The organism is Microbacterium lushaniae (assembly GCF_008727775.1).
GTDB lineage: Bacteria > Actinomycetota > Actinomycetes > Actinomycetales > Microbacteriaceae > Microbacterium > Microbacterium lushaniae.
In genome coordinates, this window is record NZ_CP044232.1 from 2,979,106 (window position 1) to 3,003,271 (window position 24,166).

Sequence of the window (24,166 nt, forward strand, 5' to 3'; positions counted from 1 at the left end):
GTGAGTGCATCCGGAGGCGGCCGCGCCATCATCGCGGCATTCCTGGCGAACATGGGCATCGCGATCGCGAAGTTCCTCGCGTGGCTGGCCTCAGGCTCGGCGTCGATGCTCGCGGAGGCGATCCACTCGCTCGCCGACTCCGGCAACCAGCTCCTGCTGCTGCTGGGCGGGCGGCGCGCGCGGCGCAGCGCCGACCGCGAGCATCCGTTCGGCTACGGGCGCGAACGCTACGTGTACGCGTTCGTGGTGTCGATCATCCTCTTCTCCGTCGGGGGACTGTTCTCCCTCTACGAGGGAGTGGACAAGCTGACGCACCCGCACGAGCTCGAGAACGTGTGGATCCCGATCACCGTGCTGGTCATCGCGATCGTCCTGGAGTCGTTCTCCCTGCGCACGGCCGTCAAGGAGAGCAATCGCGTCCGCGAGCCCGGCCAGTCGTGGGTGTCGTTCGTGCGCCGCTCCAAGGCCCCCGAGCTGCCGGTCGTGCTGCTGGAGGACATCGCGGCCCTCACCGGCCTGGTGTTCGCCCTGTTCGGTGTCGGCCTCGCCGCCATCACCCACAACCCGATCTTCGACGCGATCGGCACGCTCCTGATCGGCGCGCTCCTGATCCTCGTCGCGATCGTCCTGGGCATCGAGACCAAGAGCCTGCTCGTCGGGGAGGGCGCCACCGAGGCCGACCACGACCGCATCGTCGCCGCCATCGAGGACGGCCCCGAGGTCGATCGCGTGATCCACCTGAAGACCCTGTACCTCGGACCCGACGAGCTGCTGGTGGCGGCCAAGCTCGCCCTGCCGGCAGACGCGCCGCTGACCACGGTGGCTGCACACATCGACACCGTCGAGCAGCGCATCCGCGCGGCAGTGCCGGTCGCGCGTGCGATCTATCTCGAGCCCGACCTCGACCGCACCGGCACGGGGGAGGCGCCGGATGCTGCCACGGCGGGACGCTCGGCCGGCGCGCACGCGGACGGGAGCCCCGCGGCGGGCTGACAGACTGGCCCGGTGGAGTACTGCATTTTCACCGAGCCGCAGCAGGGCTACGACTACGACGACCAGCTCGCCTTCGCCCTGACGGCCGAGCGCCTCGGATTCGACGCGTTCATCCGCTCCGACCATTACCTGCGCATGGGTGAGGGCGATCCCCTTCCCGGCGGCACGGATGCGTGGACGACGCTCGCCGGCCTCGCCCGCGAGACCAGCCGCATCCGCCTGGGCACCCTCGTCTCCTCCGCGACGCACCGTCTTCCCGGCGTGCTCGCGGTGCAGGTGGCGCAGGTCGACCGGATGTCGGGTGGCCGGGTGGAGTTCGGCCTCGGCACGGGCTGGTTCGAGCGCGAGCACCGTGCGTACGGCATCCCGTTCCCGGCGAAGCGGTTCGGCATCCTCGAGGAGCAGCTGGCCATCCTCACCGGCATGTGGCAGACGCCCGTCGGTGAGCGGTTCGACTTCGCCGGCGAGCACTACACCGTCGAAGACTCCCCCGCCCTGCCCAAGCCCGTCCAGACCCGCATGCCGGTCATCGTCGGCGGCGGCGGGCCCCGCCGCACTCCCGCGGTGGCGGCGCGGTTCGCGACGGAGTTCAACATCGGCTTCGTGCCCGAGCCGACCGTGGCCGAGAAGTTCGCCGGCGTACGCGCGGCGTGCGCGGCGATCGATCGCGACCCCGGCACGCTCAAGCTCTCCGTGGCGACTCCGACACTGGCCGGAGCATCCGAGGCCGACCTCACCCGCCGCGCGGCGACGCTCGGCCGGGATCTGGAGGAGTACCGCAGCAACGGCGGCAATGTCGCGGGCGGACGGGCGGAGATCACCGCCAAGGTCGAGCGACTCCAGGCTCTCGGCGCCGAGCGGGTCTACTTCCAGCTCATGGACATGGGCGACCTCGAGCAGCTCGAGTACCTCGGCTCCGAAGTGCTGCCGCACCTCCCGCGCTGATCCTGCTCCGCGGCGGGGTCAGCGGCGGCCGGCGAAGAAGCGCCGAAGCAGCGCCAGCGACGCCTCCGCCTCGACGCCGGCGACCACCTCCACGCGGTGCGGCAGGCGGCGGTCGCGCACGACGTCGTACATCGAGCCGGCGGCGCCGGCCTTGTCCTCCCACGCGCCGAACACCAGCCGCGGGACGCGGGCCTGCAGCACCGCCCCCGCGCACATGACGCACGGCTCGAGGGTCACCACGAGCGTGCAGCCGGCGAGGTGCCACGTGCCCGCGGATGCCGCCGCCTCCCGCAGGGCGACCACTTCGGCGTGGGCGGTGGGGTCGTGCGTGAGTTCGCGCAGGTTGCGTCCCTCGCCGATCACCGTGCCGGCGGCATCGGTCACCACCGCTCCCACCGGAACGTCGCCGTCGGCTCCGGCCCGCTCGGCCAGCGCGAGCGCGCGGCGCATCGCGACGAGGTCGCCGGGCGGGACGGTCATGCGGCTCCGAGTTTCGGACGGGGTCGAGCGGATAGATTGAGCCTATGCGTGTGCACGTGGCCGACCACCCCCTCATCACCCACAAACTGACGGTGCTGCGTGACGCGCGCACCCCATCGCCGGTGTTCCGGCAGCTCACGGAGGAACTCGTGACGCTGCTGGCGTACGAGGCCACCCGCGGGGTGCGCGTCGAACCGCACGAGATCCAGACTCCCGTCACGACGACGGTGGGCGTGCGCATCAGCGAGCCCCGCCCCTCGTGGTGCCGATCCTGCGCGCGGGGCTGGGCATGCTCGAAGGCATGGTCAAGCTCCTGCCCACCGCCGAGGTCGGCTTCCTCGGGATGGTGCGTGACGAGGAGACCTTCGAGCCGAAGACCTACGCCGAGCGGCTTCCCGACGACCTCAGCGACCGCCAGTGCTTCGTGCTGGATCCGATGCTCGCCACGGGCGGCTCGCTCGGCGCCGCGATCGATTTCCTGTTCCGCCGCGGCGCGCAGGATGTCACCGCGATCTGCCTGCTCGGCGCGCCGGAGGGCGTCGCCGCGATCGAGAAGCAGGTCGACGGGCGCGACGTGACCCTGGTGCTGGGCGCGCTGGATGAGCGCCTCGACGAGAAGGGGTACATCGTGCCCGGCCTCGGCGACGCCGGCGACCGCCTCTACGGAACCGTCTGACCACTTCAGGGAACGGTCAGGCGGGCACGAGCGTGGCTGCCGGGGTGGCGGCGGCCACCAGGCGCGCGAAGGCGCTCAGGCGCGCGACACCCTCGGGCGTGCGCGGCAGGTCGTCGAGCAGTCCGGGCGAGTAGACCAGGTACGCCGCCTGCATCGCACGCGACAGCGCGACGTTGATGCGGTTGGCCAGCAGCAGGAACTCCGGACCGCGCGGCGCATCCCGCCCGGAGGATGCCGCGAGCGACACGATCGCCACGACCGCCTCCTGCCCCTGGAACCGGTCGACGGTGCCCACCGGCACGGTGGGGAACCCGGATGCGGCGAGCGCCTCCTCCACCGCGACCTGCTGGGCGTTGTAGGGCGTCACGACGATGATGTCCTCCGGCGCCAGCGGCCGGGGCGCCAGCATCCGCACGGCGCCGTCGTCGTCGACGTCGGTGGCCGTCCACGAGCGGCCCACGAGGTCGGACACGATCCGTACGACCTCGGCCGCCTCTTCGGGCGAGGACGTGGCGTTGCCGGAGTGCCGCAGCGGAATCGGATGCACGCCCGGCTCGATGCCCTCGAGCTCGCGCAGGGCCGTGGAGGGGTGGGAGGCGAGCTTGCCCTCGTACGACAGGCGCGACACGGGGCCGGCCACCCGCGGATGCATGCGCCATGTGCGCGAGAGGAAGTAGCCGTACTCCGGCGGCACGACTTCGGCGCCGTCCATCACCCAGCCCAGCGCCGAGGTGTCCACCGGCTCGGGGTGCGTGCCCTGCGACACCTGCGGCAGCTGCTGCGGGTCGCCCAGCAGCAGCAGGCGCGGCGCGGCGAGCGAGACGGCGATCGTGGAGGCGAGGGAGAACTGGCCCGCCTCGTCGATGACGAGGAGGTCGAGGCTCCCGCGCGGGATGCGTCCCTCGTGGGAGAAGTCCCACGCCGTGCCACCCACGACGAATCCGCCCGACGCGTGCTCGGCGGTGAAGGCGGCGAGGCCGTTGCGCGGGAGCGGCGTGAAGGAGGTCTTCGCCTCCGGGTCCTTCGGGGTCTTCGCCACGAGGGATGCCGGCACCCCTGCGGCGACCACGCGGTCGAGCATGTGCTCCACGACGGCGTGCGACTGCGCCACGACACCGATCTTGTACCCGCGCTCGGCAACCAGTCGAGCGATGACGTGGGAGCCGACGTAGGTCTTCCCCGTCCCGGGCGGGCCCTGCACGGCGAGATAGCTGCGGTCCCGGTCGGCGACGCTGCGCACGATCGCGGCGACGTCGTCGCCCGCGGAGGGCGTGAGCGCCCCCTGTCCCTGCGTGCGCGGCGGGCGGCGCAGCAGGATGTCGGTGGCAGCGTCGGCCGGAAGCTGCGGGGCTGCGGCCAGTGCGGCATCCGCCCACGCGTCGATCGCGGCCTGCTGGTTGCCCGCGCGCGGCGGGGCGGCGGGCGTGAGGGCCAGCGGCAGCTCGCTCCAGGTGTTGCCGTCGACGGCGGTCTCCTCCACGATCGCGCCGTCGTCGAGCACGTCGACAACACGCACCCACCGTGCGCCGTGGATCCACCGCGGGCGCGGCTGGTAGGGGAACGGCGCGGGCAGGTCGTAGATCGCGAACGGCTCGCCCCCCGCGGTGAGGCGGGTGCCGGGGGCGACATCGCCCCGCAGCTGCAGGATGCGGCGTTCTGCTCCCCTTCCCGACTCGGCGAAGTGCCAGTCGGTCAGCACGCGGGAGCGCGCGGCATCCACCACGACGACATCGCGCGTGTCCTCCCACACCGAGACCGGTTCGCGCAGGCGCAGGAAATGCGTGGCCCAGAAGGACTTCGCCTCGCGCGGGTAGTAATCGATGGCCGCCGCGCCCAGCCGCAGCGCACCGGCCTGGGCCTCGGGCGCGTCGGCCGCCCACCGCTGCAGGGCGGTCGCCCGCGGCGACTCGGCGTAGACGACCTCGTCGGGCTCGAGTCCGCGGGCCGGCACCAGCCCCGCCTCGCGGGCACGGTCGACGAGCCAGTCGCGCAGGCGCCGCGTGGAGACGCAGTCGTAGCGGTTGTAGTCGGCGAGGTCGGCGAGGATCGCCTCGGACGCGGCGGTGTCGCCGTCGTCGGCGAGTGCCCGCGCCTCCACGTACCGCACGATCGAGTCGTCGCCGCGCTGCACGTCGGAGGTGCGCACCTCGTCGCCCATGTACAGCGGCTCGAGCTTCTTGATCGAGTACGACCGCGACCCCACGCGCAGCGCGCGGCGCACGATGGGATACAGGTCGACGAAGACGCCTTCGCGCAGCAGGCGGTCGACGTCGCCCTCCCGCACGCCGTAGCGCGCCGCCATCGTGAGCAGGTGGGCCGGCTCGTAGGGCGCGTAGTGATAGATGTGCATGTCGGGATGCTGCGACCGCCGCAGCGCGATGAGGTCGAGGAACCGCTCCAGCGCCGCCTTCTCGGCGGCGAAGTCGTGCGCCCACAGCGCCGAGTACTGCTCGCGCATGTCGATCCAGCCGAAGAGGTAGTCCAGCCCCCACTGGCCGCTCTCACCCTCGGTGTAGAGGGGGTCGCCCTCGAAGTCGAAGAAGAGATCGCCCAGGTCGGGACGCGGCAGCGCGCCCAGCGCCTGCGGCGCCACGACCTCGTACACCGGCACCGCCGCAGCGTCTGCCGCAGCGGGGTCTGGGCTCTGCAGCTGCAGCTTCGCCTGCGTGCGCAGCGACGCGAAGGTGTCGGCGCTCATGCCGTCGGGCGCCTCGGTCGCACCGGCGAGCGCATCGATCGTGCGGATGCCCGCCGCCGTGAGACGGGCCCGCTGAACGGGGCGCATGCCGGCGACCAGCAGCAGGTCGCGGTGGACGACGACCTCGAGCTCGCACGTGGGGCAGCGCCCGCATGCGACCACGGCGAGGTCGCCGCGCGGGTCTGCCCACGCGATCGGCTCGCCCGCGGCGCCGAGGTCGACGCGGCGGTCGGCGATGAGCGCGCGCAGGCGCTCGCGCCGCAGTCCGAAGACGGGCAGCAGGTCGTCGACGTCGTGCGTGCTGACGGTCCCGTCACCGAGGAGAAGCTCGACGCGGTCGGACCGCGGGACGCCGAGGCGATCGAGCTGGTCGACGTATGCCGCCAACTGCATGAGCGCGGTCACCCGCGCGCGCCGGGCGAGCTTGGTGTCCTGCACGAGCCATGGCCCGCGCACGGTCCCCGCCCCGGCCCCTGAGCCGGTCGAAGGGTCGCGCACGAGGAAGTCGGCGAACCCCACGAACTCGTCGGTGGCGAAGGCGGCCTGATAGATCACGTCGGCGTCGGAGGCCAGGGCCGCGCGTGTGCGCTCCACCGCGTCGGCGAGCGCCGCCGCATCCGAGGAGCGCGTCTCGGGGATCTCCACGACTCCGGCGCCGTACCGCGCGCGGTACGCCTCCAGGGTGCGCAGTTCGTGCGCCGTCCCCAGGCGCCCCGCCCGCTCGAGGGTCGGGTCGTCGGGGTCTTCCACGGCGGCGACCCGGCCGAGCTTCGCGTCGATCGCACGCAGCCAGGCGAACTCGCACTCGGCCGCCGCTTTGAGGTCGCTCGCGCTCCAGACGATCCGGCCTTCGTTCTCGATGTAGCGCATGGTCCTCTTCTCCCCGTCTTCGACCCTAACCGCGACCTCCGACGTCCCCGCGCCCCGGCCTGCGGGCGTCAAGCCCCGAGCGGCCAGCGGGCGGGCCCTGCCAGGATGGGAGCGTGAGCACGAGCACGAGCCTTCCCTTCGCCAGCGCGTACCGGCACGGGTTCGCCCGCGTGGCCGCGTGCACGATCCCCGTCGCCATCGCCGACCCGGCCACCAACGCCGAGTCGGTCCTGGCCACCGCGCGGAAGTGCCACGACGAGTCCGTGGCCGTCGCGCTGTTCCCCGAGCTGTGCCTCACCGGCTACGCCATCGACGACCTCGTGCTGCAGGACCCCGTGCTGGATGCGGTGGAGGCGGCCGTGCAGCGGCTGGTCGAGGCATCCGCCGATCTGTTCCCGATGCTCGTCGTCGGAGCGCCGCTGCGTCACCGCAACCGCCTGTACAACTGCGCCGTCGTGATCCATCGCGGCGAGCTCCTGGGCGTGGCACCGAAGTCGTACCTGCCCAACTATCGCGAGTTCTACGAGCGGCGGTGGTACGCCGCCGGCGACGACCAGGCCGGCGAAGACATCCGCCTGGGCGACCTGTCCGCTCCGTTCGGACCGGATCTGCTCTTCGAGGCGCTGGATGTCCCCGGCCTCGTCGTGCACGCCGAGGTGTGCGAAGACATGTTCGTGCCCGTGCCGCCCTCGTCCGAGGCGGCGCTGGCCGGTGCCACCGTGCTGCTGAACATGTCGGGCAGTCCCATCACGATCGGACGCGCGGATGACCGCAACCTGCTGGCGCAGTCGCAGTCGCTGCGGTGCCTGGCGGCGTACGCGTACGCGGCGGCGGGCATGGGCGAGTCGACCAACGACCTGTCGTGGGACGGCCAGACGATGATCTACGAGGGCGGCCAGCTCCTCGACACGACCGAGCGGTTCCCCGACGGGCCGCGCCGCAGCGTCGCCGACGTCGACCTCGACAGGCTCCGCCAGGAGCGCCTCCGCCAGGGCACCTTCGACGACAACCGCCGCACGTACCGGCCGGCCTTCCGCACCGTGCCGTTCGTCCTCGCCCCGCCCGCGACCGACATCGGGCTGCGCCGCTCGCTCGACCGGTTCCCCTTCGTGCCCGACGACCCCGCGCGCCTCGCGCAGGACTGCTACGAGGCGTTCAACATCCAGGTGTCCGGACTCGAGCAGCGCCTCACCGCGATCGGCGGACCCAAGCCCGTCATCGGCGTCAGCGGGGGCATCGACTCCACGCACGCGCTGCTCGTGGTCGCCAGGGCGATGGACCGCATGGGGCGGCCCCGCAGCGACATCCTGGCGTACACGATGCCCGGGTTCGCCACGAGCGACCGCACGCGCCGGAACGCCATCGCACTGGCGGAGGCGCTCGGCGCATCCATCGAGACCATCGACATCCGCCCGGCCGCCGAGGAGATGCTCCGCCGGCTCGGTCACCCGTTCGCCGCCGGCGAGCCCGTGCACGATGTGACCTTCGAGAACGTGCAGGCGGGCCTGCGCACCGACTACCTATTCCGCCTCGCCAACCACCACGGCGGCCTCGTCATCGGCACGTCCGACATGTCCGAGCTGGCCCTCGGCTGGGCCACGTACGGCGTCGGCGACCACATGAGCCATTACGCCGTCAACCTCGGCGTGCCCAAGACCCTCATCCAGCACATCATCCGCTGGGTCATCTCGGCGGGCGAGGTCGACGAGGCCGAAGACGTGCTGCAGTCGGTGCTGGACACCGAGATCAGCCCCGAGCTCGTGCCCGCCGACGCCGAGGGGCGGATGCAGTCGACCGAGGACCGCATCGGCCCGTACGCGCTGCACGACTTCACGCTGCACCACATCCTGCGGTTCGGATTCCGCCCCTCCAAGATCGCGTTCCTCGCGTACCAGGCGTGGCGCGATGCCGAGGCGGGCCAGTGGCCTCCCGGGTTCCCCGACGACGCGCGCTACGCCTACGACCTGCCTACGATCGCGCGGTGGCTCGAGGTGTTCCTGCAGCGGTACTTCGCGTTCGCGCAGTTCAAGCGCTCGGCCATCCCGAACGGCCCCAAGGTCTCTCCGTCGGGGTCGCTGTCGCCCCGCGGCGACTGGCGCGCCCCCTCCGACGGCAACGCGCGCGCGTGGCTGGCGGAGCTGCACGCCGCCCTCCCCGACGTCTTCCCCACCGCCTGACCCCGAAACACCACATTCCGTCCGAGACCCCCGGCGACGCGTGGTGTTTCGGACGGAACGTGGTGTCTCGGCGGGTGCGGCCGGGCCCTTACTCGTGCAGGCCCACGCGGTCGGGAATGGCGAACGGGAGACCAGGGAGCCACGAGGCCGGCTCGGGCCACGGGCGCGAGGTCGGCAGCGTGCGCAGCATCCGCCGAAGCGCGGCATCCCGCGGTGACGAGGCGGCCGCGGCGGGGAGGATGCGCCGGGGCGCGCGGTGCCCGAGCGCCCCGCACCACCAGTGCCGCCACGTCGCGTCGGCCTGGTCGGGGTCGAGCACGATGTAGTAGTCGGGCATGACCGCCCGCCCCGCCTCGAAGTCGGCCAGCGTCGCCTGCACCTCGACTTCGAGCGTCCCGAGCGTCGCGCGCTCCTCGTACAGCTCCACCCACGCGGCCGCGACGTGTTCGAGCGGGTCGGCGTCGTGCACGATCCAGGGGACGGATGCGGCGGCGATGCGCCGCGCGGCGAGGGCCGGTTCGGTGCCGCGCAGGCTCAGGGCCTCCACCCCGGCAAGGCCCTCCAGCGTCTCGAGTGCCTCATCCGAGCCGGCCCCGACGACGGCGACGATGGTTCCCGTTCCCGATGTGTGCGCCATGTTCCACGGTACGACGCCGTACGCCTCATGCGGGAAAGACTCGCGCGGACGCAACCCCGATGCACCCGTGCGGCCGCCTCCCTAGCCTCGGAGGCATGGACGGCTTCGCCGCGATCGACTTCACCCTGGCCCGGGAGGTGCTCCAGCGGGGCATCGCCGCGGTGTACGTCGTGGCGTTCCTGTCCTCCGCCGCGCAGTTCCGCGCCCTGCTGGGCGAGGAGGGTCTGCTCCCGGCCCCGCGGCTGCTGGAGTGGGTGCGCTCGGGTACGCGCGCGCGTGGGCGGATGCTGCATCCCACCGTCTTCCGCTGGTGGCGGTACACCGACCGCCGGCTTCTCGCGGTGTGCGGCGCGGGCGGCGCGGTGGCGGCGGCGCTGGTGTTCGGGCTCCCCCAGCTCGGTCCGCCGTGGGTGCCGATGCTGTGCTTCCTGTTCGTGTGGCTGGCGTACATGTCGATCGTCAGCCTCGGGCAGACCTTCTACGGCTTCGGCTGGGAGATGCTGCTGCTGGAGGCGGGGTTCCTCGCCGCCTTCCTCGGCTCGGCCGACCAGCCTCCCCCCACGGTCGTGATCGTGCTGTTGTGGTGGCTCCTGTTCCGGCTGGAGTTCGGCGCCGGCATGATCAAGATCCGCGGCGGGCGGGAGTGGCGCGATCTGAGCGCGCTGACCTACCACCACGAGACCCAGCCGCTGCCCGGTCCCCTCAGCCGCCAGGCCCACCTGCTGCCGCGGTGGTTCCACGAACTCGAAGTGCTCGGCAACCACTTCGCGCAGCTGGTCGTGCCGTGGTTCCTGTTCGCACCGCTCCTGGGCGTGTGGATCCCGTGGCCGGGCTTCGCGTGGATCGGCACGATCGCCGCCGGCATCGTGATCGCCACGCAGCTGTGGCTCGTGGCGACGGGCAACTTCGCGTGGCTGAACGTCATCACGATCGTCCTGGGATTCTCCGCCGTGAGCATCCCCGGATCGGGCGCGCCCGCCGACGTGCCGCTGTACTGGCTGCTGATCACCGGCGCCGTGGCGGCGATGTACGTCGTGCTGAGCTGGCCGGCGCTGCGCAACCTCGCCGCGCGCCGGCAGCTCATGAACGCGAGCTTCAACCGCTGGAACCTCGCCAACGCGTACGGTGCGTTCGGAACGGTGACCAAGCGGCGCGTCGAGTACATCATCGAGGGCACGGCGGCCGCCGACCCCGACGACCCCGGCGCCGTGTGGCTCGAGTACGGCTTCCGCGGCAAGCCGGGGGACATCCGCCGCATCCCCCCGCAGGTGGCGCCGTACCATCTGCGCCTGGACTGGCTGATGTGGTTCCTGCCGCTGGGCCGTTCACTCGAGGACTGGTTCACCCGTTTCGTCGTGCGCCTGCTGGAGGCCGACCCGCGGATGCTGCGGCTGCTGCGCCACGATCCCTTCGACGGCAGCCGGCCGGCGTGGGTGCGCGTGCACGCCTATCACTACCGCTTCACCACGCGCGCCGAGCACCGCGTCAGCGGAGCGGTGTGGCACCGGACGCTCGAGGGCGAGGTGCTCGGCCCCGTCCGCTCTCCCGCGAGCGGGTAGCCTGGACGCGATGGAAGACGCCCGCCCCGTTCGACGCCCTCGCGCCGCCGCCGTGATCGGCATCGTCGTGGGAGCGCTGTTCCTCGCGCTCGGCGCCGCCGCGCTCCTCATCGGCGTCGGCCTGATCATCGGCGTCATCGCCCTCGTCGGCGGCGTGCTCACCCTCGCCGCCGCCGTCTACATCCTCGCCCGACCCTGAGGACCCCATGTTCCCTTCCGCGAACGACCCGAAGAAGCCCTCCCCCACGCGCGTGGGCATCTGGATCGTGGTGGCCGGCGTCGGCGTCTACATGCTCGCCTCCGGCATCATCGGCATCATCACGACCGGCGGCTGATCGCTCCGACCGGCAGAATGGGTGGGTGAGACTCCTCGTCGCCGCCCACGAATCCGAACTCGTCGCCTTCGAGCCCGAACTGCCGGGCTTCGACCGGCTCCTCACCGGCGTCGGAAAGCTCCGCGCCACCTACGCGCTGACCCGCGCGCTGGATGCCGCGCATTACGACGAGATCGTCGTCGTCGGCACCGCGGGTGCGATCGACCCTGAACTCGAGCCGGGCGTGTACGACATCGATGCGACGGTGCAGCACGACGTCACGGATCTGGCGGGCGTACGCGGCCAGCATGTGTCGCTGCCACCGCGGATGACCCTCGCCCTCGAGGGGGCCACGATCGCCACGGGCGACTCGTTCGTCGACGACGCGGACGCCGTCGCCGTCATCCGCCGCCTGGGGGCGGGCCTGGTGGACATGGAGTCGTTCGCCTACGCGTGGGTGGCTGCCCAGTTCGGCGTGCCGATCCGCATCCTCAAGGCCGTCTCCGATCGCGCGCAGGACGGCGCGACGCAGGAGTGGGACACGGCCGTCATCGAGTGCTCTCGTCAGCTGCGCGAGCGCATCCGCGAGGTCTACGGCGTCTGATCCGGCGCGGCCGGAAGAGGCGCCTCGCCGTCGCGACGGCGCGAGGCCAGGTCGACGACCGCGGCGATGAGCGCGAGCCCGAGGAACACGCCCACCGACGTCATGCCGACGGCGTACGCGTCGTGGAAGACCACGACGTCGGGCTCCGTGCCCTTCTCGCGGTACACGGTGGCGTAGAACAGGGCCAAGGCCACCGCCGTTCCCACCGCCGTGCCGATCCGCTGGCCGAGCTGGCCGATCGAGCCGGCGACGCCGCCCTGGCGGACCGGCACCTCGGCGAGCGTGAGCGTCTGGTTCGGCGAGATCACGACGCCGGCGGCCAATCCGCTGAGGACCATCACGGCGGCCATGACCCACGGCGTCCACTCCGGCGACGTGAATATCACCGCCAGCACGAGTCCTCCGACGCTCACCAGCAGCCCCACCAGTCCCCACACGACCAGGGGCCGTCCGATCCGGCTGACGTACACGCCGCCCACCCACGAGGAGAGTGCGGATGCGGCGGCGAAGCCGATCGTCACCATGCCCGCGAACACCGGCTCCAGTCCCAGACCGAACTGAAGGTACAGCGTCCCGAGGAGGAACATCGCCGGGGCTCCGGCGAAGTACGCCGTGGACACGAGTACGCCGTTGCGGTACGAGACCCGCTTGAACACCGAGAACGGGATGAGCGGCACCCGCCCGCGGGCGGCGTAGCGGTGCTCCCACAGCAGGAACATCGCGACGAAGAAGACGCAGACCACCAGCAGCCACCAGCGGCGCGGGTCGTCGCCGGGCGCCCCCGTGGTGAACAGGAACGGCCACAGGAAGGCCAGCACGCTCAGGCCGAACAGGACGACGCCGACCGGGTCGAGGTCGAGCGGGCGGCGCGACCGCGTCCGCGTATCGGGAAGCAGCCACGCCGCCAGCGCCATCACGATGATCACCAGCGGCACGTTCATCCAGAAGATCAGCCGCCATCCGTCGGCTTCGCCCCCCACGGCGATCAGGAGGCCGCCCAGGGTGGGGCCGAAGGCCGTCGCGATGCTGATCGTCGCCCCGAACAGCCCGAACGCCCTGCCCCGCTCGGCCCCGACGAACAGCTGCTGGATGAGCCCCAGCACCTGCGGCATCTGGATACCGGCGGCGACCCCCTGCAGCAGCCGGAAGACCAGCAGCAGCGTCGCATCCGGGGCGAGGGCGCATCCCAGGCTCGTCAGGAGATACAGCGACAGACCGACGAGGAACAGCACGCGACGCGACCGCTGGTCGCCCAGGCGCCCGGCCGGGACGAGCACGAGTCCGAACGTGAGGATGAACCCCGACACGATGAGCTGGACCTGCGTGGGATCCGCGCTCAGTGCCGTCTCGATCGCGGGGAGCGCGACGTTGACCTTGCTCAGATCCAGGATCGTGAGGGCGGCCACCGACACGGCGATCCAGTACGCGCGCCACCGGTGCGACGGCGGAAGCTCGATATCGCGCGTAGGCGGATACCCGGATGACGGTGACATTCCGCCCACGCTACTCGCCGGGAGCTCCGGTCCCGCGGGCCTTGCGGTCAGCGGGCGACGGCTGCTCCCTGCCGGATGACGCTCGCCCCCTGCGGGCCCGCCGCCACCACCAGCTGCGCGGGCAGCTGCTCCTTCATCGCCGCCACGTGACTGATCACCCCGACGGTCCGCCCGCCCTGGCGCAGTTCGTCGAGGGCGCGCATGGCCAGTTCGAGCGTGTCGTCATCGAGCGAGCCGAAGCCCTCGTCGATGAAGAGCGTGTCCAGGCGGATGCCGCCCGCCCGCGCCGTGACGACCTCGGCCAGGCCCAGCGCGAGGGCGAGCGACGCCAGGAAGGTCTCGCCGCCGGACAGCGACTGCGGCGGCCGCGCCTGGCCGGTGTAGGAGTCGAGCACCTCCAGGCCCAGTCCGGATGCCGCCCCCCGCGCCGCGAGCGCGTCCGAGTGCTGCAGCCGGTACCGGCCGGCGGACATGTCCCCCAGCCGGAGGTTGGCCGCCGCGACGATCTCCTCGAGTTCGGCGGCCAGGACGAAGGTCTCCAGGGTCATCCGCCGCGTGTTGGGCGCGCGCCCGGCGACGGTGTGCGCGAGGCGCCCCACCACCGCCGCCCGCGCCGCGGTGTCGGCGATGGCACGGTGGGCGGCGTCGGCCCGCTCGGCGAGATCACGCAGCCGCGTGACGATGGCGCTCGCGTCGGCCGCGGCGGCGGCGGCGGCGGTCACGCGGGCGCGCGCGTGCGCCAGCTCGGCCTGCACCGGCTCCAGGTCGGCCGGCTGCTCGGGCTCGTCGACGAGTGCGAGCTCGAGTTCGAGCAGGCGCTCACGGGTCGAGCGCTCGGCGTCTTCGTGCGCGCGCACACGCTCCTCCATCGCGGCACGCTCGCCCGCGGGGCGCAGCGCGGCACGGGCGTCACCGGCGTCGTCGAAGATCGAGGCGGCCAGCCGCTCGTCGCGGTGCGTGGATGCACTGGAGAGGACTTCGGCGCGCACGACGCTGTCGGCGGCGGAGTCGGTGACGGCGCGCAGCAGCTCGCGACGCCGCTCGGCGTCGTCGCGACGCTCGGCGACGCTCGCCGCATCCCCCCGCGCCGCATCCACCCGGGCGCGCAGGGCGTGTGCACGCTGCGCGGCCAGCGCCGCATCCTGGCGCCCCTGCGCCGCCTCGGCGACCAGCGCCTCCCGGCCGGCAGCGGCCTCGGCATCGGCCGCGGCGAGCCCGGCCCGCTCTGCGGCGAGCCGCCCGGCAGTGGCTACGCGCTCTTCGGCCGCATCGCGCGCCACGCGGGCCGCTTCGTAGGCCGCCTCGGCGTCGCCGCGGCCGGCGCCTCCGGCGCGCGCCACGGCGGCCGCGTGCGCGGCGCTCGCGTCGCGCAGCACCTCGGCGGCACGGCGGTCGTCGGCGAGCGCGACCTCCTTCGCCTGCGCCGCATCCTCGATCGCGGCATCCCCGACGGGTTCGTCCGACGGCGAGGCCGGGTGCGGATGCTCCGTACCCCCGCACACCGGACACGGCTCACCCACCACCAGATCGGCGGCGAGGTCGCCCGCCGCCGACGCCAGACGCCGCTGCAGCAGCGACGTGTGGTGCGCGGTCGCCTCCGCCAGCGCGATGCCGCACGCGACCGCATGACGCTCGGCGGCGCGGAGCGGATCCATGAGCGCTTCCGCCTCCCGCGCCGCGTCGCGGCGGCGAAGGGCCTCGCTCAGCCGCGCCTCCGCCGTCGCCCGTTCGGCCGGCGCCGAGGCCAGCGCGTCCAGCTGCTCGTCGAGGTCGCGCAGGAGTGCAGGCACCGCCGCGCGCTGGGCGTCGAGGGCGGCGAGGGCCTGCTCGGCATCGGCGGCGGTCGCCGCTGCCTGCTGCACGTCACGCTCGGCCTCGGCCAGTTCGGCTTCGGCGGCCAGGGCGTCGGCGCAGGCGGCCAGCACGGCGGCGAGTTCGTCGTCACGGGATCGCAGCCGGGCCGGAGTGGACGCGCTCTCCCCCGACGCCGCCCACGCGAGGGCGGCCGCGGCGGCGCGCTCCGCGCTCACGGCGGCTTCGCGCTCCGCACGGTCGGCGGCCTCCAACGCGGCGCGCAGCTCCTCCCCCGCGCGCGCCCGGGCCAGGACCCCGCGCTCGGCGTCGATCGCGGGTGCATCCGCACTCAGGCGGGTCAGCCGTTCGCGCAGCTCGAGCCGCTGACGCTGACGCTCGGCCACGTCGCGCGCGGCGCGCTCCCTCTCCAGCGCGCCGTCCAGGCCCGCCTCGGCGGTGCGCTGCTCCTGGGCGGCGACCTCGGCGCGGTAGGCGGCACGTTCGACGGCCCGCACCACGGCGTCCAGACGCCCGGGGATGTCGGCGGGCGCGAGCTCTTCACCGGGGAGCACATCGGCGTCCCGGGCCACGCGCTCGGCCTCCTCCAGCAGCATCCGCACGTTCTCGCCGTCGGAGGCCAGCGCGGCTTCGGCGTCTTTGCGCATTCCCTCGAGGATCTCGGCGTACTGCTCGTAGGTGCGTGTGCCGAAGAGGGTGCGCAGCAGCGCCTGACGCTCGTCGTTGCGCGCGAGGAGGAACCGCGCGAACCGGTTCTGGGCGAGCAGGATGACCTGCAGGAACTGCTGCTGGGTGAGGCCGACGATCTCGTCCAGGTGGGCGGCCACGTCGACGGGGCGTGCCGCGACCCCCGTCCACTCCCCGCCGTCGAACTCTTCGAGCATCGCGCGGTGCGGTTCGGTCGTGAACCCCCCGCCCCGCAGCTTCGGCCGCTCGTACTCCGGCGAGCGGGTGACGCGCCACCGTCGCTCGGCGGCGGTGAACTCCAGCACCACCTGTGTCGGGTCTTCGGGATCGCAGTGGTCGCTGCGCAGCCTCCGCTCACCGCCGTCGTAGCGGGGCACGCCGCCGAACAGGGCGTAGCAGACCCCGTCGAGCACGCTCGATTTCCCGGCCCCGGTGCGGCCGGTGATGAGGAAGATCCCGTCGTCGGCGAACGCGTCGAAATCGACGACCTGCCGTTCCCGGAACGGGCCGAAGCCGGCGAGCTCGAGGCGGTGCAGCTTCACGCGCGGACCTCGGCGACGGTGCGCGCATCCACGACATCGCGGATGAGCGCGCGCTCCGCGTCGGTGGCGCCCTCTCCCGCGCGCACATGGGAGAGGAACGCGTCGAACAGCTCGGCGTCGTCACGGGCGGCGCGCACGCGGCCCGAATAGTCCAGTCCGTCCGGGGCGGGAGCGCCGACCGGGGTGTGGACGACGGTCGCGCAGAAGGGGAAGCGGCGCTGCAGGCGGCGCATCGGCTCGATCTGCGGCGTCGGGTCGGTGTACTGCGCGCACACCCACGCGTCTTCGTCGGCGGCGAAGCGGGCGTCCTCGAGCAGCTCCGCGAGCGTCCCCCGCAGCGTCACCAGCCGCCGCGGCACGGGCAGCGCGATCCATTCCACGCCGGTCAGGCCCGCGGCATCCAGCTCCACCAGCCACGAGCCGCGGGGCTTGTCGGCCTCGCCGAAGCTGTAGTGCAGCGGAGCGCCGGCATACCGCACGCGCTCGGACAGCTGCTGGCGGCCGTGGATGTGGCCGAGCGCGACGTAGTCGGGGCCGTCGAAGGCCGGCAGCGGCACGACGTCCAGGCCGCCCTGGCGGATCTCCCGCTCCACGCCCGGGGTCGCCTCGACCCCCGCCGCGAAGCAGTGCGCGATCGCCACGGAGCGGCCGCCGCGCGCGGCGAGGTCGGCACGCACGAGCCCCAGCGCGTGGTTCATGGTCTGCGCCTGGCTCCGCAGCTCCACCCCCTCCCAGCGGTGGCGCACGATCGCCGGCTCCAGGTACGGGATGCCGTAGAAGTGCACCGGCCCGTAGGCGTCGTGGACGGTGACGGGCGTGCCGACCGCACCGGGGTCGGTGAGCACCGTGATGCCCTCCCTCAGCAGCGCGGACTGGAAGCCCAGCCGCGCGGCGGAGTCGTGGTTGCCGCTGGTGACGATGATGCGGGCGCCGGCGTCCGAGATCGCGGCGAGGGTGTCGGTGAGCAGCGCGTAACAGGCCGGCGCCGGTGCGGCCGAGTCGAACACGTCGCCGGCGAGGACGACGACGTCCACGCGCAGCTGCGCCACCTGAGCCACGAGCGCCTCCAGGACGCCCCGCAGCGCATCGAGGGTCGCATGTCCGTGGAAGGACCGCCCGATGTGCCAGTCGGAGGTGTGCAGGATGCGCATACCAGCACGCTACGTCGCGCCCCCGACATCCCCGCGAAGGCGCTCAGGCGGTTCGCCCACAGCGAGCGGCCGCATCCGCCCGTCCCGCGCGCCCGCGCGCCTCACCGACGTCGGAGGATCGCACCCAGGTCGGAGGATGAGCTGCGCATCCTCCGACGTCCGTGCGATCCTCCGACGTCGCTGCGCGGGTCAGGATGCGGCGGCGACGCGCGGCTCGTACCGCCCCGACCGCTCGGCGCGGGCGCGGGCCTTCGCGGCTTCTTCCGCGCGGTCCTTCGGCGGGGCCACGGCCACGAGGTCGTCGAGCAGGTGCGCCGTGGCGTGCGCGATGTCGGCCACCGCCCGGTCGAACGCGGCCTGGTTCGCGCGGGAGGGCTTCGTCGTCCCCGCGATCTTGCGCACGTACTGCAGGGCTGCGGCGTGGATCTCCTCGGTGGTCGCTGCGGGAGCGAAGTTGTGGAGGGTGTGGATGTTCCGGCACATGGCGCCCACGGTACGCCCGGTCGGGCCGCAGCATCCAGACCCGATAGCGTCGGAGGGTGGATGCCGAGCCGACCGACGACGTCTCGGTGAGCACGTTCACCGCCGCCGGGTGCACGCTCGTGGCCGAGACGCGGGGATCCGGGGAGACGGTGTTCCTGCTCGTGCACGGGATCGGGATGGGCCGTACGGTCTTCGCCGATGCTGCAGGGCTCCTGCGCCGGCACGGCCGCGTCATCGCGATCGACCTGCCCGGCTACGGCGAGGCGCCCGAGCCCGCCCGCACGCCCGCGATCGAACGCCTCGCCGATCTCGTCGCGGCTTTCATCGTGGAGCGGGTGCCGGGCCGCGTCGTGCTGGTGGGGCACTCGATGGGCACGCAGGTGGCGATCGAGGTCGCGGCGCGCCATCCGGGCACCGTCTCCCGCCTCGTGCTGGCCGCCCCGACGGTGGATGCGCGTGCGCGCCGGGCCCTGCCGCAGATGTGGCGGCTGCTGCGCGACCTCACCGACGAGCACCCCAAGGTGATCCTCGCCGGCGCGCGGGAGTATCTGCGCGCCGGACCCTGGCTGCGCCGGAAGTTCCGCGCGATGCTCGCGCACGCACCCGAGGACTCCCTCGACCGCGTGCGCGTTCCGGTGCTCGTGCTGCGCGGGGAGGAGGATCCCGTCTCGCCGCGCGGATGGTGCCGGTTCATCGCCGAGTCCCTGCCCGACGGGCGCCTGGAGGAGATCCCCGATCGCGGGCACGAGACGATGATCCGGGATGCGGCGCCCGCCGTCGCGCGGATCCTGCTGTTCGCCTCCTGACCGCCACGGCGCGGCGTTTTCCTGCCAGGGTCGACGGCTGCGGCAATGTCGGTGGCCCCGCGTACGTTCGCTCGTGAGGCAACGACCGACCCACAGGAGCGATGATGTTCGGGATATATGCCGCAGAAGTCCAATTCCGGCTCGACAGCGCCGAGCGCGATCGCGCGCTGCGCCGCCGAGCGCTGCGGGCGGAGCGTCTCATTCCGGAGGGGGTGCTCCAGCCGCTCCGCTCCCCCGCAGCGCCTCGCCGCGTGTTCCGCGGCGTGTGGCCGCGCCCCGTCGCGATGGCGTCGGGTTCCGACGTCGGATTCCGGCCGCACGCGTCCGGCTCCGATGTCGGCTTCCGCCCGCACACGTGCGCTGTGTGAGGTCCACCGGCGCGCACTGACGTGCGGCCGGACGCGCCAGCGGCACACCGCTGAAGTGTCCGGCCGGGTCAGCGCTGGGCGATCTCCGCGGCGAGGGCCCGGATGCGGTCGTCGCCGATGTCGGTTCCGGTCTCGGAGAAGCGCTGCCTGAGCACGTCCGCGATGCGCTCCTCGGGGGCGTCGCCGACGTCGACGCGCGTCTGAGCCACGATGCCTTCGACGCGGTCTTCATTGGTAGCCGAATGCATGTCCATGGCCGGAGCATCCTGCGTGCCAGGCGAACCGGCGGAGGCCGCCTCGGGGGCCTTGGCGTCGGGAGCGACCGCGCCCCCTTGCACGTCCTGCGTCGCCTCGCCGTGCTGCACGGTGGCCTCGCCGTCGCCGCGGCGGTCATCGTCCTGCGATGGCTCGATCGGCTTCTCGTCGTACCGGTCGGGGTAGTTCCCACCCGGCTCGTCGAATTCGTTCGTCGTACCCGACATCTCAGCTCTCCTCGTCGTCGGACAGGTCCGGGTCGGCCACCTGCGACGGCTCGTCGCTTTCGATCGGCCCCTCGGGGGCGGTCCCGCCGCCCGCATCTGCGGGCGCGCCGGAGTCGCTCAACCGCGGCGAGCCCTGGGCGTCCCGGTTCTGCTCGGCCGTCTCGCCGTCGGCTACGGCGCCGCTCTCCCAACCGCCGGGCGGGTCGGCGTCGATGACGCCCTCGGGCAGGTCGCGATCATCCATGGCGTGTTCCTTCCGTCCTCTCCACCCTCCCGCGCGGCCCCACCGGCACGCAGGGGGTTGACGCGCCGATCGACGCCGAGTACCCGCCCCTCCCCGACCCGGCCCCGCCCACCCCACCCCCGCGAAACTTCACGCCACCGGCGAGACCTCGACATAAAGCCGCTGTCTCGCCGGTGGGCTGCAGTCTCGCGGATTGTGCGGCGGCGCGGGCGGGGCGGCGCGGGCGGGGCGGCGCGGGCGGCGCGGGCGGCGGGGCGGTCAGGCCGAGCGCGCGGCGTGCAGGATGCCGGCGCGCTCGGGATGGGCGTCGAACCACTCCGCGACGTACCAGCACACCGGGATCACCTCACGGTCGCCCGACGCCTCCAGCTGCGCCACGGCGCGGGCGACGAGCTCGCCGGCGTAGCCGTGCCCGCGGAAGGTGGGGATCGTGTACGCCCGCGTCATCGCCACGGTGCGACCGTCGTCGCGGTAGTCCAGCACGCTCACGAGGTCGTCGCCTCGGTGCAGCGTGTAACGCGAGGCGTCTTTCTCGTCGGTGAATCGCAGTCCGGTCACCCCGACAGGGTACGCCTGGTCCGACGCGGGGTCGCCGCATCCGCGCCACGCCCGCGCAAAACTCAGGAGACACGCCGCCCCGGCCCCCCGCCGCGACCCGGGGAGCCCTCAGTTCTCCTGAATTCTGCGCGGCAGAGTGGCCAGCCACGCGTCGACCTGCCGCTGGCCGGCCAGGCGTACCACCGGCAGGCCCGCGGCGATCCTGCGCTGCATCCGCTCGCGCGTCACCGGATGCTGCGTCCACGCCCACCGCACGATGTTCTCCTCCGGCGTCCATCGCACCCAGTTGGCCGGGGTCTCGCGATTGCCGTGCCACAGTTCCTGCCGCGTGAGCCCTCGTCGCAGCGTCCGCGCCACGACGCGACGCATGACGACCGCGCGCGGATGGTCCAGCCACACGACCGCGTCCGCCCCACCGGTGGTCCCGGGATCCAGCAGGCCGTTCAGGCGCGACGACCAGTTGCCCTCGATCACCCAGCCGTCGGGATGCTCCGCCACGAACCCGCGCACGAGCTCGAGCGCCTCGTCCAGGTCGCGATGCTGCCAGCCCGCGTCCCAGAAGACGGCGTCCAGCTCGAGCACCGCGACGCCCAGCGCATCTCCGGCCCGCCGGGCGAGGCGGGTCTTCCCCGCCCCCGACACCCCCACGATCCGCAGCTTCACCGACCCAGTGTGGCAGCCGCGTCAGGCGGGCAGCACGCCCGTACGGGCGAGCTCGGAGTACCACCGGCCGCTGTCCTTCACGGTGCGCTCGAGCGAGTCGAAGTCCACCCGCACGATGCCGAACCGCTTGGAGTAGCCGTAGCCCCACTCGAAGTTGTCCAGCAGCGACCACACGAAATACCCCCGCAGGTCCACGCCCTGCGCCATCGCCCTGTGGGCGGCGGTGAAGTGGCGGCGCAGGTAGTCCAGGCGCTCCGGGTCGGGCACGGAGCCGTCTTCGGCGACCACGTCGTCGAACGCGGCGCCGTTCTCGGTCACCATGAGCGCCTGACCCGGGAACTGGTCGCGCAGCGACAGCAGCAGCTCCTCCAAACCCTCCGGGGCGATGTTCCAGCCCATCGCCGTGTACGGCCCCGGCTGCTCGAGGAACTCCACGACACCGTCGCTGCCGGGCCACGCCGTGCCGCCGTCGGCGGCCTTGTGGCCGTCGTTGCTCTGCTTGGGCGAGACGCCGTCCCACATCTGCACCGTGACGGTGGAGTAGTAGTTGACCCCCAGCACATCGATCGGCTGATGGATGGCGGCGAGATCCCCGTCCTCCACGAACGACCAGTCGGTGACGGATGCGGTGTCCTCGAGCAGATCGGCGGGGTACTCACCGCGCAGCATCGGGCCGGTGAAGGCGCGGTTGGCGAGGGCGTCGACGCGACGGATCGCCTCCGCGGCCTGATCGCCCCGCCCCCGCGGCACGTGGAAGTTGAGCGTGACGGAGCACTCCGGGTCGCCGGTCGAAGTCGCCCGCAGCGCCTGCAGCGCCCGGCCGTGCGCGAGGTTGAGGTGGTGGACTGCGGCCAGCGCCGCGGCCGGTTCGTGCCGCCCGGGCGCGTGCCCGCCCTGCCCGTACCCGAGGTAGGCCGAGCACCACGGCTCGTTCAGCGTCGTCCACGTGTGGATGCGGTCGCCCAGGGCCGCGCCGACGACCTCGGCGTAGCGCTCGAACGCGTCGGCGGTCGCCCTCGCCGGCCACCCGCCGGCATCCTCCAGCGTCTGCGGCAGGTCCCAGTGGTAGAGCGTCGCGACGGGGCGGATGCCGCGCTCAAGGAGCCCGTCGACGAGGCGCGAGTAAAAGTCCAGCCCGGCCTGGTTCACGGCGCCCGTGCCGGTCGGCATGATGCGCGGCCACGCGATCGAGAAGCGGTAGGCGCCGAGCCCGAGCTCCTTCATGAGGTCGAGGTCGGCCTCCCAGCGGTGGTAGTGGTCGCACGCGACGTCACCTGTGTCACCGTTCCAGACCTTGCCGGGGGTCTTGCTGAAGGTGTCCCAGATGGAGGGCAGGCGGCCGTCCTCGGCGGCGGCGCCCTCGACCTGGTACGACGCGGTGGCGGAACCGAAGGTGAAGCCCTCGGGGAAGACGAGTCCGCTGTCGCGGTAGTCGTTGTTGCCGGTGGACGTGCTCATCGGGTGATCTCCGAACGGTCGGCGGACGGGAGGGCGGTCCGGCCGTCGGGGGTCGTGACACGCACGTCGGCGATCCCTTCGCCCCGGGGAAGACCCGGAGACTCAGGCCGTCGAGGTAGTCGTCGTCGGGCCGGTCGGTGCGTGCTCCCCACGGGATCACGGCACCGGGACGAACGTACACCGGGATGCTGTCGAACCCGTGGTGCTCGCGCCGCCAGCGTCCGCCGGTCACGGTCTCACCGGTGAGCAGGTGCGTCCACTCCCCCTCTGGGAGGTGGAACCGGGCTCGGGACGGTCGGTGCCGGGCGAGCAGGCCGGGTCGACGGCGCGGTCGGGCGCCTCGTCACCCGACGTCACATTCCCGCCCGTGCGGGCGAGATATTTGACGCACGACGACGCATTCGGACATAATCGGCCCCATGACCGATAACGCGCGCTCTCTGTCCGCCTGGGAGGCGAACGGGACTGCCGGCATGATGATGGCCGGCCGCGCGACTTCGTGTCGAATGTGTCGCTGACTCGGTGACCCCACCCGACGCCCACCTGCGCATCTGAGCGCAGCACGCGTCCCGAGCATCCCGGCAACCGCGTCGATCACGCGTACCCGGATGCCTCGCCCCCGGCCGTCGCGGCCCGCTCTCCCACATTCGAACCGGCCTCCTCCTGCGCCGGTTCCCCTTCTTAGGACAGCCATCATCATGTCTACTCCCGCCCTCCTCGACCGTCCCGCTCCCACCCGCCACCTCCGCGCGGTCCCCACGCCCTCCGCGCCCGAGCCCGCCCCGAGCGCGGCTCACCACCTCCCCCCTGGCACCGCGCCGCGCGGCTTCGCACTGTACGTCGGCATCGACGAATCCAAGGCCGCAGCCGACGGCGTGAGCCTGGGGGTGCTCGTCGAGGCCCTCCGCCGCACGCTCGCCGACCTCGCCCCCAGCGCGCAGACCTACGCCACCGTGGCGCTCGCCCCCACCGGCACCGGCGGCCGGGATGTCGACGTCGTGCGCCTGGCCCTCCACGAGCCCTCCGCCGTCGCCCGCACCAAGCAGGAGCCCGACGAGGCCGACGACCTCGCCGGCGGCGTCGTGGTCGACATCTCACGCAAGCGCGTGCTCATCGACGGCGAATCGGCCGCGTTCACGTTCAAGGAGTTCGAGCTGCTGCAGTACCTCGTGCTGCGTGAAGGCCGCACGATCGACCGCAGCGAGCTGGTCGCGTCGCTGTGGCAGAACCCCACCGACGACGACGCCCCCGGCGAGCGCACGATCGACGTGCACGTGCGCCGGCTGCGTGCGAAGCTCGGCCGCTTCGAAGACATCGTGCGCACCGTGCGCGGCGTCGGCTACCGCTTCGACCGGCACGCCGACGTCGCGATCCGCTTCGGCCACGGCACGCCCTCCCCCGACCGCGTCTGACCGCCGCCCGGGCGCAGACATGCCCAGGAGGATGTCGAGAGGACGACGTAGGGT

21 protein-coding genes and 1 pseudogene are annotated in these 24,166 nt (G+C 72.8%); 10 read left to right on the forward strand and 12 right to left on the reverse strand.

All coding sequences use genetic code 11. The annotated features are described in order from the left end of the window. Together F6J85_RS14375 and F6J85_RS14380 are read left to right on the forward strand one after the other, a co-directional pair. Positions 1 to 993: a cation diffusion facilitator family transporter gene (locus F6J85_RS14375; protein ID WP_150926030.1), complete on the forward strand. Its 993-nt coding sequence runs from the start codon at positions 1 to 3 to the stop codon at positions 991 to 993. Between the two features lie 12 nt (positions 994 to 1,005). Next, entirely contained in the window at positions 1,006 to 1,938 is a 933-nt protein-coding gene (locus tag F6J85_RS14380) for an LLM class F420-dependent oxidoreductase (protein ID WP_150918531.1), read from the forward strand. Between the two features lie 18 nt (positions 1,939 to 1,956). Here F6J85_RS14380 and tadA read toward each other — a convergent pair whose 3' ends face one another. Further along, positions 1,957 to 2,418, reverse strand: a complete 462-nt coding sequence (gene tadA / locus F6J85_RS14385) for a tRNA adenosine(34) deaminase TadA (RefSeq protein ID WP_191906629.1) — start codon at positions 2,416 to 2,418, stop codon at positions 1,957 to 1,959. A 44-nt stretch (positions 2,419 to 2,462) separates the two neighbouring features. Between tadA and upp the strand changes: the two are divergent. Next, positions 2,463 to 3,094 (forward strand): annotated as a pseudogene (gene upp / locus F6J85_RS14390) (uracil phosphoribosyltransferase). Between the two features lie 16 nt (positions 3,095 to 3,110). Here upp and F6J85_RS14395 read toward each other — a convergent pair. Further along, positions 3,111 to 6,662 (reverse strand): TM0106 family RecB-like putative nuclease, encoded by a 3,552-nt coding sequence (locus F6J85_RS14395; RefSeq protein ID WP_150926034.1) that lies wholly within the window; start codon positions 6,660 to 6,662, stop codon positions 3,111 to 3,113. 113 nt (positions 6,663 to 6,775) lie between these two features. Between F6J85_RS14395 and F6J85_RS14400 the strand changes: the two genes are divergently transcribed. Beyond that, positions 6,776 to 8,839 carry an NAD(+) synthase gene (locus tag F6J85_RS14400; protein WP_150926036.1) on the forward strand — a complete coding sequence of 688 codons (2,064 nt, stop codon included), beginning with the start codon at positions 6,776 to 6,778 and terminating at the stop codon, positions 8,837 to 8,839. Positions 8,840 to 8,927: 88 nt separating this feature from the next. Here F6J85_RS14400 and F6J85_RS14405 read toward each other — a convergent pair whose 3' ends face one another. Continuing rightward, on the reverse strand, positions 8,928 to 9,476 hold the full coding sequence (locus F6J85_RS14405) for a hypothetical protein (protein WP_150926040.1): 549 nt from the start codon (positions 9,474 to 9,476) through the stop codon (positions 8,928 to 8,930). Between the two features lie 95 nt (positions 9,477 to 9,571). Between F6J85_RS14405 and F6J85_RS14410 the strand changes: the two genes are divergently transcribed. From F6J85_RS14410 to F6J85_RS14420, 4 genes are read left to right on the forward strand one after another with little or no spacing between them, the layout of a single operon-like run. Continuing rightward, entirely contained in the window at positions 9,572 to 11,035 is a 1,464-nt protein-coding gene (locus tag F6J85_RS14410; protein WP_150926043.1) for a lipase maturation factor family protein, read from the forward strand. A 10-nt stretch (positions 11,036 to 11,045) separates the two neighbouring features. Beyond that, a complete protein-coding gene (locus tag F6J85_RS14415) occupies positions 11,046 to 11,234 on the forward strand; it encodes a hypothetical protein (RefSeq protein WP_150926046.1) in 189 nt (62 codons plus the stop codon). A 7-nt stretch (positions 11,235 to 11,241) separates the two neighbouring features. Then, entirely contained in the window at positions 11,242 to 11,370 is a 129-nt protein-coding gene (locus tag F6J85_RS18185) for a hypothetical protein (protein WP_275094049.1), read from the forward strand. Between the two features lie 25 nt (positions 11,371 to 11,395). Beyond that, a complete protein-coding gene (locus tag F6J85_RS14420) occupies positions 11,396 to 11,953 on the forward strand; it encodes a 5'-methylthioadenosine/S-adenosylhomocysteine nucleosidase family protein (protein ID WP_150926048.1) in 558 nt (185 codons plus the stop codon). On the opposite strand, the gene F6J85_RS14425 is transcribed toward F6J85_RS14420, so the two are convergent. The 4 genes from F6J85_RS14425 to F6J85_RS14440 form a co-directional block, all read right to left on the reverse strand. Beyond that, positions 11,941 to 13,446, reverse strand: a complete 1,506-nt coding sequence (locus tag F6J85_RS14425) for an MFS transporter (protein WP_150926050.1) — start codon at positions 13,444 to 13,446, stop codon at positions 11,941 to 11,943. The two genes, F6J85_RS14420 and F6J85_RS14425, sit on opposite strands and share 13 nt — an antisense overlap. A 47-nt stretch (positions 13,447 to 13,493) precedes the next feature. Further along, positions 13,494 to 16,487: an AAA family ATPase gene (locus F6J85_RS14430; protein WP_150926052.1), complete on the reverse strand. Its 2,994-nt coding sequence runs from the start codon at positions 16,485 to 16,487 to the stop codon at positions 13,494 to 13,496. Continuing rightward, entirely contained in the window at positions 16,484 to 17,638 is a 1,155-nt protein-coding gene (locus F6J85_RS14435; protein ID WP_150926055.1) for an exonuclease SbcCD subunit D, read from the reverse strand. Before F6J85_RS14435 ends, F6J85_RS14430 begins: the two co-directional genes overlap by 4 nt. 189 nt (positions 17,639 to 17,827) lie before the next feature. Further along, the gene (locus tag F6J85_RS14440; protein WP_150919970.1) at positions 17,828 to 18,121 is read right to left on the reverse strand and encodes a DUF2277 domain-containing protein; all 294 of its coding nucleotides are present in this window, start codon (positions 18,119 to 18,121) and stop codon (positions 17,828 to 17,830) included. Between the two features lie 56 nt (positions 18,122 to 18,177). Here F6J85_RS14440 and F6J85_RS14445 point away from each other — a divergent pair, with 56 nt between their 5' ends. Beyond that, positions 18,178 to 18,927: an alpha/beta fold hydrolase gene (locus F6J85_RS14445; RefSeq protein WP_238706973.1), complete on the forward strand. Its 750-nt coding sequence runs from the start codon at positions 18,178 to 18,180 to the stop codon at positions 18,925 to 18,927. Positions 18,928 to 19,363: 436 nt separating this feature from the next. Here F6J85_RS14445 and F6J85_RS14450 read toward each other — a convergent pair whose 3' ends face one another. The 5 genes from F6J85_RS14450 to F6J85_RS14470 form a co-directional block, all read right to left on the reverse strand. Continuing rightward, positions 19,364 to 19,777 carry a hypothetical protein gene (locus F6J85_RS14450; RefSeq protein ID WP_150926059.1) on the reverse strand — a complete coding sequence of 138 codons (414 nt, stop codon included), beginning with the start codon at positions 19,775 to 19,777 and terminating at the stop codon, positions 19,364 to 19,366. 1 nt (position 19,778) lies between these two features. Next, positions 19,779 to 20,021 carry a hypothetical protein gene (locus F6J85_RS14455; RefSeq protein ID WP_150926061.1) on the reverse strand — a complete coding sequence of 81 codons (243 nt, stop codon included), beginning with the start codon at positions 20,019 to 20,021 and terminating at the stop codon, positions 19,779 to 19,781. Positions 20,022 to 20,279: 258 nt separating this feature from the next. Continuing rightward, positions 20,280 to 20,579 carry a GNAT family N-acetyltransferase gene (locus tag F6J85_RS14460; RefSeq protein ID WP_150926063.1) on the reverse strand — a complete coding sequence of 100 codons (300 nt, stop codon included), beginning with the start codon at positions 20,577 to 20,579 and terminating at the stop codon, positions 20,280 to 20,282. Between the two features lie 108 nt (positions 20,580 to 20,687). After that, on the reverse strand, positions 20,688 to 21,242 hold the full coding sequence (locus F6J85_RS14465) for a P-loop NTPase family protein (RefSeq protein WP_150926066.1): 555 nt from the start codon (positions 21,240 to 21,242) through the stop codon (positions 20,688 to 20,690). 21 nt (positions 21,243 to 21,263) lie between these two features. Then, the gene (locus tag F6J85_RS14470; protein WP_150926068.1) at positions 21,264 to 22,700 is read right to left on the reverse strand and encodes a GH1 family beta-glucosidase; all 1,437 of its coding nucleotides are present in this window, start codon (positions 22,698 to 22,700) and stop codon (positions 21,264 to 21,266) included. 698 nt (positions 22,701 to 23,398) lie between these two features. Here F6J85_RS14470 and F6J85_RS14480 point away from each other — a divergent pair. Further along, positions 23,399 to 24,112 carry a winged helix-turn-helix domain-containing protein gene (locus F6J85_RS14480; RefSeq protein WP_150919187.1) on the forward strand — a complete coding sequence of 238 codons (714 nt, stop codon included), beginning with the start codon at positions 23,399 to 23,401 and terminating at the stop codon, positions 24,110 to 24,112. Positions 24,113 to 24,166: the final 54 nt, after the last annotated feature.

Bases quoted from the DNA above. Each gene is read 5' to 3' on its own strand.
- F6J85_RS14415 (WP_150926046.1), top strand. From the start codon at position 11,046: ATGGAAGACGCCCGCCCCGTTCGACGCCCTCGCGCCGCCGCCGTGATC.
- F6J85_RS14480 (WP_150919187.1), top strand. From the start codon at position 23,399: ATGTCTACTCCCGCCCTCCTCGACCGTCCCGCTCCCACCCGCCACCTC.
- F6J85_RS14410 (WP_150926043.1), top strand. From the start codon at position 9,572: ATGGACGGCTTCGCCGCGATCGACTTCACCCTGGCCCGGGAGGTGCTC.
- tadA (WP_191906629.1), bottom strand. From the start codon at position 2,418: ATGACCGTCCCGCCCGGCGACCTCGTCGCGATGCGCCGCGCGCTCGCG.
- F6J85_RS14470 (WP_150926068.1), bottom strand. From the start codon at position 22,700: ATGAGCACGTCCACCGGCAACAACGACTACCGCGACAGCGGACTCGTC.
- F6J85_RS14440 (WP_150919970.1), bottom strand. From the start codon at position 18,121: ATGTGCCGGAACATCCACACCCTCCACAACTTCGCTCCCGCAGCGACC.
- F6J85_RS14435 (WP_150926055.1), bottom strand. From the start codon at position 17,638: ATGCGCATCCTGCACACCTCCGACTGGCACATCGGGCGGTCCTTCCAC.
- F6J85_RS14395 (WP_150926034.1), bottom strand. From the start codon at position 6,662: ATGCGCTACATCGAGAACGAAGGCCGGATCGTCTGGAGCGCGAGCGAC.
- F6J85_RS14405 (WP_150926040.1), bottom strand. From the start codon at position 9,476: ATGGCGCACACATCGGGAACGGGAACCATCGTCGCCGTCGTCGGGGCC.
- F6J85_RS14450 (WP_150926059.1), bottom strand. From the start codon at position 19,777: ATGTCGGGTACGACGAACGAATTCGACGAGCCGGGTGGGAACTACCCC.
- F6J85_RS14455 (WP_150926061.1), bottom strand. From the start codon at position 20,021: ATGGATGATCGCGACCTGCCCGAGGGCGTCATCGACGCCGACCCGCCC.
- F6J85_RS18185 (WP_275094049.1), top strand. From the start codon at position 11,242: ATGTTCCCTTCCGCGAACGACCCGAAGAAGCCCTCCCCCACGCGCGTG.
- F6J85_RS14425 (WP_150926050.1), bottom strand. From the start codon at position 13,446: ATGTCACCGTCATCCGGGTATCCGCCTACGCGCGATATCGAGCTTCCG.